Annotated in this window: 9 protein-coding genes; 6 read left to right on the top strand and 3 right to left on the bottom strand. The window is 61.9% G+C overall.

The genetic code is table 11. The features are described 5' to 3' along the window. Nucleotides 1-29 precede the first annotated feature (29 nt). The 6 genes from clpB (at nt 30) to HZZ13_RS37645 (ending at nt 8,161) form a co-directional block, all read left to right on the top strand. Nucleotides 30-2,669: an ATP-dependent chaperone ClpB gene (clpB, locus tag HZZ13_RS14910; RefSeq protein WP_197960327.1), complete on the top strand. Its 2,640-nt coding sequence runs from the start codon at nt 30-32 to the stop codon at nt 2,667-2,669. A gap of 278 nt (nt 2,670-2,947) precedes the next feature. Next, nucleotides 2,948-3,823, top strand: a complete 876-nt coding sequence (locus tag HZZ13_RS14905) for an AfsR/SARP family transcriptional regulator (RefSeq protein ID WP_197960326.1) — start codon at nt 2,948-2,950, stop codon at nt 3,821-3,823. A 218-nt stretch (nt 3,824-4,041) separates the two neighbouring features. Further along, entirely contained in the window at nt 4,042-4,281 is a 240-nt protein-coding gene (locus HZZ13_RS14900) for a hypothetical protein (RefSeq protein ID WP_197960325.1), read from the top strand. A 15-nt stretch (nt 4,282-4,296) separates the two neighbouring features. Next, nucleotides 4,297-5,676 (top strand): hypothetical protein, encoded by a 1,380-nt coding sequence (locus HZZ13_RS14895; protein ID WP_197960324.1) that lies wholly within the window; start codon nt 4,297-4,299, stop codon nt 5,674-5,676. Between the two features lie 40 nt (nt 5,677-5,716). Continuing rightward, a complete protein-coding gene (locus tag HZZ13_RS14890) occupies nt 5,717-7,756 on the top strand; it encodes a hypothetical protein (protein WP_197960323.1) in 2,040 nt (679 codons plus the stop codon). A 69-nt stretch (nt 7,757-7,825) separates the two neighbouring features. Beyond that, complete coding sequence (locus HZZ13_RS37645) at nt 7,826-8,161, top strand: DUF2272 domain-containing protein (RefSeq protein ID WP_376707047.1); 336 nt, start codon at nt 7,826-7,828, stop codon at nt 8,159-8,161. Nucleotides 8,162-8,592: 431 nt separating this feature from the next. On the opposite strand, the gene HZZ13_RS14880 is transcribed toward HZZ13_RS37645, so the two are convergent. From HZZ13_RS14880 to HZZ13_RS14870, 3 genes are all read right to left on the bottom strand, one after another. After that, entirely contained in the window at nt 8,593-8,850 is a 258-nt protein-coding gene (locus HZZ13_RS14880) for a hypothetical protein (RefSeq protein ID WP_197960321.1), read from the bottom strand. A gap of 84 nt (nt 8,851-8,934) precedes the next feature. Next, nucleotides 8,935-10,554: an SMP-30/gluconolactonase/LRE family protein gene (locus tag HZZ13_RS14875; RefSeq protein WP_197960320.1), complete on the bottom strand. Its 1,620-nt coding sequence runs from the start codon at nt 10,552-10,554 to the stop codon at nt 8,935-8,937. 147 nt (nt 10,555-10,701) lie between these two features. Next, nucleotides 10,702-12,765 carry a M23 family metallopeptidase gene (locus HZZ13_RS14870; RefSeq protein ID WP_197960319.1) on the bottom strand — a complete coding sequence of 688 codons (2,064 nt, stop codon included), beginning with the start codon at nt 12,763-12,765 and terminating at the stop codon, nt 10,702-10,704. Nucleotides 12,766-13,254 lie beyond the last annotated feature (489 nt).

Genomic DNA, 13,254 nt, shown 5'->3' with positions numbered 1-13,254 from the left:
CCCCAAGGGCAGGCCGAGGGACAGAAAAGATGAACATCGAGAAGTATACCGAACGCTCCAGGGGCTTCATCCAGTCAGCGCAGTCGCTCGCGATGCGCGAGGGGCATCAGCAGTTTTCCACCCTGCACGTCCTGAAAGTTCTCCTGGACGACAATGAGGGGCTCGCTGCTGGTCTGATCGACCGCGCCGGCGGCAATTCCCGTGCAATTCTGAAGGCGACCGAAGACGCTCTCAACAAGGTGCCGAAGGTTTCCGGCGGCGGTGCCGGGCAGATCTATCTCGCGCCCGAGCTGGCCCGCACTTTTGATGCCGCCGAAAAGGCCGGCGAGAAGGCCGGCGACAGCTTCGTCACGGTCGAGCGGCTTTTGCTCGGGCTCACGCTGGAGAAGACCAGCGAGGCCGGCACCATCCTCGCCAAGGGCGGCGTCACCCCGCAAAACCTCAACGCGGCGATCGAGGCGCTGCGCAAGGGCCGCACGGCCGATACTGCGACCGCCGAGAACGCCTATGACGCCCTGAAGAAATATGCCCGCGACCTGACCCAGGCCGCGCGGGACGGCAAGCTCGATCCGGTCATCGGCCGCGACGAGGAGATCCGCCGCACCATCCAGGTGCTGTCGCGCCGGACCAAGAACAATCCCGTCCTGATCGGCGAGCCCGGCGTCGGCAAGACCGCCATCGCCGAAGGCCTCGCGCTGCGCATCGTCAATGGTGACGTGCCGGACAGCCTGAAGGACAAGAAGCTGCTCGCGCTCGACCTCGGTGCGCTGATCGCAGGCGCGAAGTATCGCGGCGAGTTCGAGGAGCGGCTGAAGGCCGTGCTGCAGGAGGTGACCGGCAGCGAAGGCACCTTCATCCTGTTCATCGACGAGATGCACACGCTGATCGGCGCCGGCAAGGGCGACGGCGCGATGGACGCCTCCAATCTGCTCAAGCCGGCGCTCGCCCGCGGCGAGCTGCACTGCATCGGCGCGACCACGCTCGACGAGTATCAGAAGCACGTCGAGAAGGACGCCGCGCTGGCGCGGCGCTTCCAGCCGATCTTCGTCAGCGAGCCCTCGGTCGAGGACACCATCTCGATCCTGCGCGGCTTGAAGGACAAGTATGAGCAGCATCATGGCGTGCGCATCACCGATTCCGCGCTCGTTGCCTCCGCGACCTTGTCCAATCGCTACATCACCGACCGCTTCCTGCCCGACAAGGCGATCGACCTCATGGACGAGGCCGCGGCGCGGCTGAAGATGCAGGTCGATTCCAAGCCGGAAGAGCTGGATTCGCTCGACCGTGAGATCATCCGGCTCAAGATCGAGCAGGAGGCGCTGAAAAAGGAAAGCGATGTCGGCTCCAAGTCGCGGCTCCAGACCCTGGAGAAGGATCTCGCCGAGCTCGAGGAGAAGTCAGCGTCGCTAACCGCGCGCTGGAGCGCGGAGAAGAGCAAGCTCTCCGACGCCCAGAAGCTGAAGGCCGAGCTCGACGGCCTGCGTGTCGAGCTCGCCAACGCGCAGCGCCGCGGCGAATTCCAGAAGGCCGGCGAGCTCGCCTATGGACGGATCCCGCAGCTCGAGAAGCAGCTCGCGGAGATCGAGGCCAAGGAGAATGCCGGCGAGATGATGGAGGAGGCTGTTACCGCCAACCACATCGCGCAGGTGGTCTCGCGCTGGACCGGCGTGCCCGTCGACAAGATGCTGGAAGGCGAGAAGGAGAAGCTCCTGAAGATGGAGGAGCAGCTCGGCAAGCGCGTCGTCGGCCAGGCCGAGGCGGTGCGTGCGGTCGCGACCGCCGTGCGCCGCTCGCGCGCGGGCCTGCAGGACCCGAACCGCCCCACCGGTTCGTTCATGTTCCTAGGGCCCACCGGCGTCGGCAAGACCGAGCTGACCAAGGCTCTCGCGGAGTACCTGTTCAACGACGAGACGGCGATGGTCCGCCTCGACATGTCCGAGTACATGGAGAAGCATTCGGTCTCGCGGCTGATCGGCGCGCCTCCGGGCTATGTCGGCTATGACGAGGGCGGTGCGCTCACCGAGGCGGTGCGGCGCCGGCCCTACCAGGTCGTGCTGTTCGACGAAATCGAGAAGGCGCATCCTGATGTCTTCAACGTCCTGTTGCAGGTGCTCGACGACGGCCGCCTGACCGACGGCCAGGGTCGCACCGTCGACTTCCGCAACACGCTGATCATCATGACCTCCAACCTCGGTTCGGAATATCTTGTGAACCAGCCGGAGGGCGAGGACACCTCGGCCGTGCGCGATCAGGTGATGGGAATGGTGCGGGCGCATTTCCGTCCCGAATTCCTCAACCGCGTTGACGAGATCATCCTGTTCCACCGGCTGCAGAAGAGCGAGATGGGCCGCATCGTCGAGATCCAGTTCGCGCGCCTGCAGAAGCTCCTGACCGATCGCAAGATCGTGCTGAGCCTCGATGCCGCCGGCCGCGACTGGTTAGCTGCCAAGGGCTGGGATCCCGCCTACGGCGCAAGGCCGCTGAAGCGGGTGATCCAGCGCTACCTCCAGGACCCGCTCGCCGAGATGATCCTCTCCGGCGACGTCAGGGATGGCGACAATGTCGCGATCTCGTCCGAAGGCAACGTGCTGACCTTCAACGGCAAGGCGCCGCAAACCGCGGAGATCACCCAGTTCGAGGCGCCGGTGCCGAAGCGGAAGCTGAACTGAGCCTGGATCGGGCATTCGGATATTGCAAGGCCCTCTCCGCTGGCGCGGAGAGGGCCTTGCTTTTTCAAGGGGCCGGGTATTGCGTAGTGTTGTGTCGTTTAAAAGCCACACGCACTGCGGTTATCCGCTCTGGATGTAAATTGATGTTGAACAACCATAAGCTCTGTTGTCATAATTTCATCTCGGTCGACGCGGCACTCCCGCGGCCAAGGACTCAAGGATTTCACGCGAGTCTTTGAGCAGACAATTTTAGACTGAGCTCGCAATTTCGAGCTGCGATGACTGAACGCACAGGCAGTTTTTGTTGTGTTTTGCGTGGAGGGGCGGCGGTGTTGACCGTTAGTTTGCTGGGGGCCAGCCGGGTTGCGCGCGGTAACGAGCAGATTTGGTTGGATCTCGGTCCAGCAGGACGGAGATTGGCCGGCTTCCTTTTCACCTTTCCGGACCGCCCGCATCGTCGCGAGCGACTTATCGACCTGTTTTGGCCGGAGCTCGATACGGACAGGGGACGCCGAGCCGTGAACTCTGCGATCTGGCGCTTGCGAAAGCTGCTCGCGTCAGCACCGGAGTACAGGGAGGGCTATGGCCTCAGGACCGTCGGCTCGGAGACTATTCTCGAGAGGACGTCTTGGCTGGACGTCGACACCTGGGCTCTGCTTGAAGCGGCGCAGGCGGCTCTCAGCGCCGCTGAGGCGCCTGTGGATCCCTCCTGGATGAAGCAGGTCCTCGCCGTCCTATACCGCTACGAGGGGCCATTCCTGGACGGCGAAGATGCCGATTGGATATTGGAGGAGCGCGAGCGATTGCATTCCCTTTTTGTGCAGTCGGCGATGACCATCGTTCGTCATCTGGGGCTTTGTGGCCATTATCATGATGCGATCCTGCTCGCCCGTCACGCGCTGCGCTTTGATCCCTATCGCGAGGAACTGGTTCGGCATCTCCTGACGTTGCTTGCACTCGACGAGAGGCGTATCGACGCCATCAGGTACTACGATCACTGGATCGCCGTGATCCAGCAGGAATTGGGAATTTCTCCGCTTCCAGCGACGCGTGCGATCATTGAACAGATCAGGAATCTGCACAACGCCGATGACGCCCAGCATCTGCGCGTAGGGCTGATGAGCCGCGACGACAGGCGGCGTGCTGCAAACTAGACGCCGCAGTTCCGAATTCGACTGATATCGCAAACCTGACCAGGGCTTGGCATGGCCATGGCCGGGCAGGCTCCGCCTCGCCCGGCCGCGTCGTGATTCTGCCGTGATCGCGGCGCGATCGCTGCGGAATTCTCGCCGCAAGCCGCTGTGACCAGACGGCAACCATCCCGAAACGATCGCACGATCTTCACGAGTTCGCGCCATGCGACGCTCGGCCCATGAGCTCACAACAGCCGCTCTCGGATCAGGTTTTCATTCTGCGCTTCTGGCGCGAAAGCGCCGACGCCGGCGAATACGCGCGTTGGCGGGTCCTGGTTCGCAACATTAATACCCGACGGCGCGACGTGGTCGACGATGTGCAACGCGCCTTTGCGATCGTCGCCTCGAATTTGAACGCGGCTGCTGGCGAGCATGACGGGCCGGAGCGGCCGGCCGATGCACCATCAGGAAAAGACTGAGAGAACGAGACTAGCGTGTCCAGGGGCATTCAAATGATAGGCAGCCGTTTGATGCGAGGCAAAAGCGCAATTTTTGCATGCGTGGGGTTGGCGCTGTTGCTGGTGGGATGCAGTTCGGCTCTCGAAGAGAAGCTGATCCAGGTGGGCATTGGCACTGAGCTGCCGGTGGAAGATATGGCGGAATCAACCCGCCGACTGGAGGCCTATCTCTCTTATTTGTGTGAGCAGGCCGGAGGGTTCAGGACCGAGACTCCTGATGGCCGCATCTCCTGCGATGCGAGTCGGTATGGCGGCGCCTACTGGACAGCTTTGGTGAGTGCGGGTTTCAACGATATCGATCGTCGCTGCGACAGTTATCTCGCTTGGCTCGCTAGTCGGCGTCGTGACCGAAATGCCATCTTGAGCCAGATTCACGACACGAGAACTTTCACCGAAGCGTTGTTGTATACAACCGGTGTCGGCGCTGCGCCTATAGCCATCGCAGGTTTGGCATTCGGCCTGGCGAGCAATTCCTTCACAAACTACTACTCGCGGTTGCTTTTCGAGATCGAGAAATCAACGGTCTCGGTTCTGGTCCGTGAGAAACGCCTGCAATATCGCGAGACGTTCAAGGGGTATATCGCATATCAACCCGATGCCGTGCACGTGTTGCGTGAATACATGTTGATCTGTACGCCATTCTATATCGAAGACTTGGTCAACCAGCGGACGCGCGACAGCGTCGCGGGCAACACGCCGGCCGACAAGGGGAATGCCGATCAAATCCGAAGGTCGATGGTGGCCGGCGCGTTGCTCAATGCGATTCCCAAAAGCCCAACAGACCCGCTGGGGGGCGTCGCCAAGAATAATCCTCTGCCGCGAGAAAGTAACATGTCGGGTGGCAAGAACAGCTTCGAACAGAACATGGTCGTATCCGTCGGTGGAGAAATCCAGGCGAACCTGTGTGTTTCAAAATCGACAAGCTTCGACGACAGGACGAGAGCCGCTATCAAGCAGGCCAAACTCGGGTCCGCACAAAGCGGCCCGGGCGAACGACTGTTCGACAATACCGACGACCAGATCAAGAGCCAGCTTGAAGCTACAGCAATCCGTCTTGCGGGGGACTGCACCCTCGATAAGACGGGCACGGACCGCGGGTACAGCAACGCATTCGAGAAGTTTGCCTTCCCGACTGGAGCCGGAATAGTGTCGCTGCAAAAACTGCTCGCACCCTGCGCCTTTCCTGATCTGAAGGACAAATTCTCGGGCAAAATCGATCCGCTGACCCGATCAGCAATCCAGGCCGCGAAAAAGAAAGCGATCCCGGCTTTGAGTGCCACCCCGATCGAAGCCATTCCGAATACGCTCGACAACAATTCTTACAAAGAGATTCTGGCCAAGTGCACTGCTGCATGAAGCCGTTTTCATACCCCTGGTCTAACCTCAGGAATCGAACATGCCCGAGACGTTAATGAAGGGTGATATAACCACTCCACTTCGCAAGGAGCCGCGGGGCGCTTCGAGCCTGGTCGAGGTAGGTGAGGTTCCGCTTCTGATTTTTGGCGGAGAGAAGGTCAAGACGGGTGCACAGGCCTCTGTGGTCGAGCAGGTTGATGACCACTCAGTTACGTGGATTTTCGTTGAGGCCATGGGTCCCCCGGATGTCGACAAGCGAAAAGGCTTTGTCAACGCAAGGTTTCTGGTCGACGAGGGCGCCGGTGTTGAAGTCGTGGAGGCCTTCAATCCGTTCACCACACAAGTCAGCAGGGAAGACTTTGCCAGTATTTGTTATCAGCAAGCCACGGCACTTGGAACAAATGTGGCGTATCTCTATGCCCTGGCTTTCGTGTTGAGCGGTGATCAATGGACCGCCACGGATGTCAAGACCGATGATCCCGCCGATGCCCCGGCCATTGGCGTGTATCGTTTCACGAAGGAGACTTGGGCAACTCTGATAGCCACGCCTGAAGCGACGGGCATTCGCACTGACCAGATCAAATTTCCGGCCGTTCAATGCATCGTGGCAGCGATTGTCGCCGTAAAGGCAGCGGATCTGCTCACGGCTACGATCACCGATCGAGGTTTGAACTCAGTCGATCTTTTCCTTGCTCACCTTTTCGCCGGCACCGATGGTTTCGGAGCGGTTGCGTCGGCGAGGGTTTTTCAGGCCAACAACATCGATAATACCCAGAAGGCAAACGCCGTCCTCGGGGCAATTTTTCCGAATGCCGACGCAGCGACTGCGTTCTTCAAGCTCAACAAGAGTATCTTCAACGCCACCGGGTCGGCCACCATCAAACAGGTTCTGGAAAGATGCGCGGCCAAGATGGCCGCGGGTTTTGACGAGGTTCGCAGGTTTGCTCACGAGATCGAGCCAAATCTCTTTGGCGATGGTGTTCCCGCCGGGCCGAACGATCCACTTTCGGGTGGCGAAGAATTCAGCGGTACGCAAACCGTCACAGGGATAGCCAATGGCATGGACCGCAGGCAGTTCCTTAGTGAACTCAAAAACACGGCCCTGGTCAGGAAACTGGCCGACATGGTCAAGGGCGAGGTCGGCTGGGGCGCTCCGACGGACACCAAATTCGTTCAGGCTGAAACGGCGTTCAATCGAGCCCAGGCGCGTGACCACTCGCTTGCCCGGGCTTTGTGGTCAAAAGCGGACAACATTGACCACGGCTATTATCAGGGCGGCGCGCACGGGACCTATTCGCGTCCCGTAACCGCTGCAGAGTTCGAGGACTTCCTGAAGAACTATCTCCCCGCCCTTGTAGCGGGCTCGAACAGGTCGGAAGCCTTGCTTGGCTTCATTGCGACCGGCAACGCTTCCCCGCCGGTATCCACACAACAATACGCAAAAGGCACGAGAGGTGGAGATCTTCCTACGGCAATTCCAAATCATCCGGAAAGCTATTTTCTTGAAGGCCCGTTTAAGGTGCCAGCGAAGAAGCTGCACGGAGGGGAATCCATTGCACTCCCCGTTGGAGCATCAGGGCCGATATCGGCTCACGGGGAGCCTCCCGAGTACATGGATGGCGACACGGTAGGCAGCGGACCTGTTGGAGGCAAATTCAACGTGCCGGCAGGTACGCCGATCTCTCCGGCGAGCGAACACCAGACCATCACGTTCAGCAATGGAAAGAAGATAGACACCAACAAGTTGGTCGCAGGGCAGTTCCTCGGCTTCTTCAATGACCTCATCGAGCGGGAGGCGCCGGTCCGTGACCTTGGTTGCTTCGGAGAACGACCCAACAATCGATCGCAACATCCGCGTGGACTTGCGATCGACTGGGCTCAGACTGACCGCGATGTTGTTGCTCACGATGTGCGCCAATGGATAGACAGCCACCGCGAGGTACTCAGAAAGCTGGAGCGCCGTTGGGGAATAAGCGGTGGTGAGAACTGGACCGACAAGGATACGGGTCACTTTTCCATCGAGATCATTTTCGGCGATGCGCACCTGAGGGCAGCCAGGGCGGCGAGCGAAAACGACTGATCTCCCTTTACCCCCGGCGATCCGGTCAACGACGTAGTAGTTCGCGCTTTGGCGCGTGCGCTCGTCGTGATGACAGCTCCGTCGCAAATCGGCAGTCAGTGCGGAGTCCTGGCAATCGTCCGATTGTTACAAAGGCCATCGATGTCGCGCTTAGCGAAATGGAAGTTCGCGCGAAAGAACGGGGCGGTTGTCCTCGAAACGCAGGAACCGCTCCGGAGCCGGGCCCTTGAATACTTTAAGCTGGTTGGGCGTCCGGATATCACCGACGTTTCCGCAGAGGCTTGGTCGGCGGCCTTCATTTCCTCTATCATAACCAGCGCTGGTGCCGGGCCTACCCAGTTTCCAATCTCCGCGGGCCATTCCCGATACAATTCTGTTCGGGCTGTCCAGTCGAATTGCCAATAGGATGAATGCGTCAATTGTATACCTCGACAAAAACGAAGTGGCGCTGTTAGTCGGATTTTCACGAACCGCCAACGTAAAGAATCGAGCAGATTTGGAAGCTCTGTTGCCTGATACGTTTTTTCGCTCGCATACAAATCTGGTGGTCGATGTTTCGCCCGGAGAGATCAAAGTGATCGGAGGGAATTTGAGCCAAACAACCCAGACTCAAACTGTAAAGACAAAGATTCGGCAGGCCGGATCGATCCGTCAGATCAACACTTCATGCTGCAGATGAATATCTGATGCATCCGGCAGTTGTGCTTTCTATTAAGGCCGCTTCACGACTGCTGCCCACCCGTACCTGCAGGCCGCTTGCAAGCGCCGTCTAAGCGCGCTCGGTGCCGATGAGACATCTGCTCTTGGAGAGCTATCGCCTCTCTGAGCCGCCATCATCACCCTCCCGTGGCAGCCGGCCCCGGCTCAATGCCTTCCTCCTCCTCCTCCAGCTCCGACAAAATATCCACCAGCTCGCGCACCCGGCCCTGTGCCAGCGGGCGCAGGTCGTTGATCATCGGCTCGTCGTTGGCGAGCCAGGCCTGGGCTTCGGCGAGCTCCTCGGCGGTCGCGCCGGTTCCGATGATCTGGGCAATGGTGACGTCGTCGGCGCGATCCACGGCCTTGATGACATCGTCGCGTGAGAGGCGCGTCATGGGGCGATCCTCCTGCTGGTCGGTCCCGTCCGGATCTAACCGGGGAACCGCCGAACCGGTTCCCCCGGATTTCGCTGGCCGGCACTACTTCTTCACCACCTTGTAAATCGCATTCTCGACATCCGAGCTGACGTAAATCGCGCCGCTCGCGCCGACGGCGACGCCGGTCGGGATATGCGTAGGCAAGCCGCCGGGTGCGCCGGTCAGGCCGATGGGGAGATTGGCGGCGATCTCGGTGACCTCTCCGGTTTCCGGCACGATCTCGATCAGCCGCTTGGCGCCGACTTCGGCGACGATCAGCTTGCCGTCGCTTGTGCGCGCGATGCCTTCCGGCATCTTCAGCTCCTTGGCGATCACGGTCTTTTCGCCGTTGCTGTCGATCCTGGAAACGAGACCCGCAAACGCCTCGGTGACGTAGACCTCGTCGGTTTTCCCGCGAACGAGCCCGACCGGGCCTTCGAGCGCGCCGATCAGCGTGGTGCGATCCTTGCCGTGCTCGCCGCTCACCTTGACCAGTGACTTGGTGCCGAGCTCGGCCACCAGGATGCTGCCGTCCGCGAGCACGACCGCGTCATGCGGCGCCTTGAAGTCGTGCAGCATGTCGCGCGTCGCGCCGGTCTTGCCGTCGATCACCTGCACGGTGCCGGTGAACCAGCTCGACAGGACCACGTCGTTGCCCTTCGCGGTCGCGCTCATCGGATATTCCAGCGTCGTCCCTGCGGCGTGCATGCGCGCCCTCTCGGTGACCTCGCCGGTCGCCCCGTCCACCGTGCGATAGGCGAACAGGTCGGCAACATGGATCGTATCTTTGCCGTTCTCCGAGGTGACGTCGATGCCGCCGGGCAAAGCGAGCTTGCCGATGATGATCTGCCTGGCCTGGCCGGTCGCGGGATCGACCTCCTGGATGCCGTTGTCGGCCATGTTGGAGACGTAGATGCGGTCCTTGTCGTCGATGGCGAGATTGTCCAGCGACGGCTTCAGCTGCGCGACCACGGTCTTCGCGCCCGATTTCGGATCGACCCGGACCAGCTGGCCGAGCGCGGTGTCGACCACGAAGAGGTTGCCCTTGGAATCGAAGTTCGCGGCCGCCGGGACCTTGAAGCCGTCGGCGACCACGGTCAGCTCGGCCTTGTCGACGTCGACCCTTGCGACCTGGCCCTTGAACCAGAGCGGACCATAGAGCTTGTCGTCGGGACCGAACTCGAAGCCGTTGAGGCCGCCCATCTTCTCCATGATCTGGCGGGGCGGTTTGACGCCCTCGACGTCGATCTCGTAGAGCGCATCGCCGAGAAAAACAGTGGTGGCGTAGAGCCTGCCGTCCTTGCGGAAGGCGAGCGAGTTGATGCCGGGAAGCCCGGACGCGAGCTTCTTGATCGGTCCGTCGCCCTTGCGCGCATAGAGATCGCCGGCCAGGAAGCCGGTCCAGGCCATGGTGCCGTCGGGTGCGAACGCGATGTCGTCGGCCATCCCGACCGGTGCCGGGATCGCGACCTTGGCGCTGCCGCCGGCAATGTCGACCTCATAGAGCGCGGCGCCCGCGACGCTGCCGGCAAACAAATGGCCGGCCTTGTCGACACCGAGCCCGTGCACGCCGTGGAACGCCGAGCCCGGCACCAGCCTCGTGACCTCCCAGCCATCGGCCGATGCGCTCGTTGTGGAGAACAGCGCAGCAAAAAGGGCTGCGCAGGCGAGCCTGCTCGTCATGGCGTGACCTCCCTTTTTTGGAAAGTATTCGCCCGTCCTGCGGCTTTGGCAAACGAAACTTGACGTTGTGACGCCGCGAAGCGGCCTCGCTTCGCAGCGCTCTTGTTTGAAACCCTGTTTGAAAATGCCGGCCTTCGGGCTGCCGGCTTACCGGTTGGTGACCTGCAGCGGCCCGCCGGTGGCGTCCGACATGCGGGCGATGGCGCCGCCGCGGCCGCTCATCATGCCTTCGAGCCGGTCGCGCTCCTTCTCGAAGCTTGCGAGCATCGGGCCTTCCAGCGACCGGCCGCGCGGCAGCTTCACGCGCATCGGATCGACGAAGCGGCCGTTGACCAGGATCTCGTAATGGACGTGCGGGCCGGTCGAAAGGCCCGAGGAGCCGACGAAGCCGATCACCTGGCCCTGCCGCACCTTCTTGCCGACCTCCATGCCCTTGGCGAAGGCCGACATGTGGCCGTAGGCGGTCTCGTAGCCGTTGGCGTGCTTGATGCGGATGTACTTGCCGTAACCGCCCTCGGGGCCCGCCTTCTCGATCACGCCGTTGCCGGAGGCGAAGATCGGCGTGCCGTAGCTGGTGGACCAGTCGACGCCGGTGTGCATCTTCACGAAGCCGAGGATCGGGTGGCGGCGGCCGCCGAAGCCGGAGCGCATGATGGCGCTGTTGACGGGCTTTCTGACCAGGAACTTCTTCGCGCTCTTGCCGGTCTCGTCGTAATAGTCGACGAGGCCGTCGTCGGGGCTCTGGTAGCGATAATATTTCTTGGTCTCGCCGCCGACGGTGAGCGAAGCGAACAGCACCTCGTTCTTTTCGCTCGAGGTCACGCCCTCGTCCTCGCCCGCGTAGAACACGTCGAAGGAATCGCCGGGCTGCACCTTGCGCTGGAAGTCGACGTCGTAGGAGTAGATCTTGATCATGTCCTCGATGACGGGCATCGGGACCTTGTTGCGCATCGCAGTCTCGTAGATGCTCTGGTAGAGCCGCACGCCGGAGCCGTCATCGTCGTCGTCATCGTCGCTGCTGGCGTTGGCTGCCGTGTCGGCGACGGTGTTCATGCTGGAGACGTCGACGGCGACGTATTTGCCGAGGTCGGAGAGCGCCGCGATCGCTTCCACCATGGTGTCGTTTGCAACCACGACGCGATAGGGCTGCAGGCGGGCGCCGGGGCTTGCGGGCGCCATCAGGATGCGGAGCTTCTCGCCTTCCTTCAGGCCCCCTTCGCGGCCGCGCGGTCCGAGCGTCGCGGTAATCGCCTTGATCTCGTCGGCATTGGCGCCGAGATCGCGCAGCACCGAAGCGACGCTGTCGCCCTTCTTGACCATGTGGACGCGTTCGCCGTTGGGATTGCCGCCGGTGATCTGCTCCTTGGTCTTGGGCAGCAGCGTGACGTTTTCCGGCACCACGCGCGTCTCGAAGCCGGCATAGGGATCGGACGGCGAGACCTCGGCGGCGTAGGCGGTTCTGATGTCGGAGGGACCGGTCGCGCCGGAAATGTCGGCGGCCGCATTGGCGAGCGAGGCGTAGCGCACCCCGCCATTGCCGCGCCAATTGGCGGCATCGCGCACCCGCATCAGGATGTCGTCGAGCGCCACCACGGCGGAAATCTTGGCCTTCGGCAGCACCGGCGACAGGTCCTTGGTGACGAAGGACACTTCCGCGTCGGGCTCGACGGCTTCGGGATTGTTGGGATCGTCGGACGCCGTCTTCTGGTCGGAGCCGACGTCGGTCAGCAGGCGCTGGGCGTTGAACGGCGGGATCTTCGCCGACAGGTCGCTCGTCGTCATCGACAGATTGCCGGCGATGCGCACGAACGGACGCACCCGCATCACGTCGCGGTTGCCGACGCGGGCAACCGTCGAAACGCGCATCACGTTGCGCGAGGCCGTGGATTCGCTCGGCGGCGGCAGGCGGTCACTCTTGTGCAGCGTGGCGGCACGATCGCCGGCGCCGAATGCTCCGCGCAGCGCGCCTTCGACCCGCTCCGGCACCTTGGCGAAGGTCATCTCGCCGTCGAGCGACGCGAAAACGGCGCCGCCGATCAGGGCTGCGCCGCAGAGTCCGGTCAAAATTGTCCCGCTGAACCATTGCACCGAGACGCGGCGGCGGTCGATCACGGCGGCTTCAGAACCATCGACGGACAGCGGCGGCTCGTGGCCGAGATCGATGATCCCGGTCTCACGCCCGTAAGCGCCGCGTGACGTCCTGTGGTTCAACCCAAGTCCCCCAATTCAACGACCCAAGATGCCCGTTCTCGAACCTGTCCCCGGGCTGCCCTCTTGAACGGGGATCGCCGGAAAAGGCAAGCCGCACAGCCGTCCGCGCCCAGAAAGCCCCTTGATGGAGCCGGCCGAAATTACGAACAGCTGGACGGGTAAAGCTCTCTCGATGTCTTTCGAATGCCGAAGGAAGGTCGCGTCATTTGCAAGATCGCCTTCCTCTGACCCCATGAAAATCGCCGGCAGCCCCCACAGGCATCCCCGCGATTCAAGCTTGTCTCTTATCAGAACGCCGCGGGATTGTGGCTCAAGTACGGCGCCAAAAATGGAAAAAGTTTCCTGAACGCCGGGCCCTAAAGGCCCCCGTCCGACGACGGGCGGAGCTTTGGCCTGGGTGGGGGCAGCGTCCTTCCGGCGGGGGAGCGGGCGTCTGGTCGGGGCCGTCAGCCCGGGGACGGCGCACGCCAGCCCAGGGTGGCGAGGCGC

The organism is Bradyrhizobium agreste (assembly GCF_016031625.1).
In the GTDB taxonomy this organism is placed as follows: domain Bacteria; phylum Pseudomonadota; class Alphaproteobacteria; order Rhizobiales; family Xanthobacteraceae; genus Bradyrhizobium; species Bradyrhizobium agreste.
Note: the sequence above shows the minus strand (reverse complement) of the source record. Positions and strands in the feature narration are given on the sequence as shown.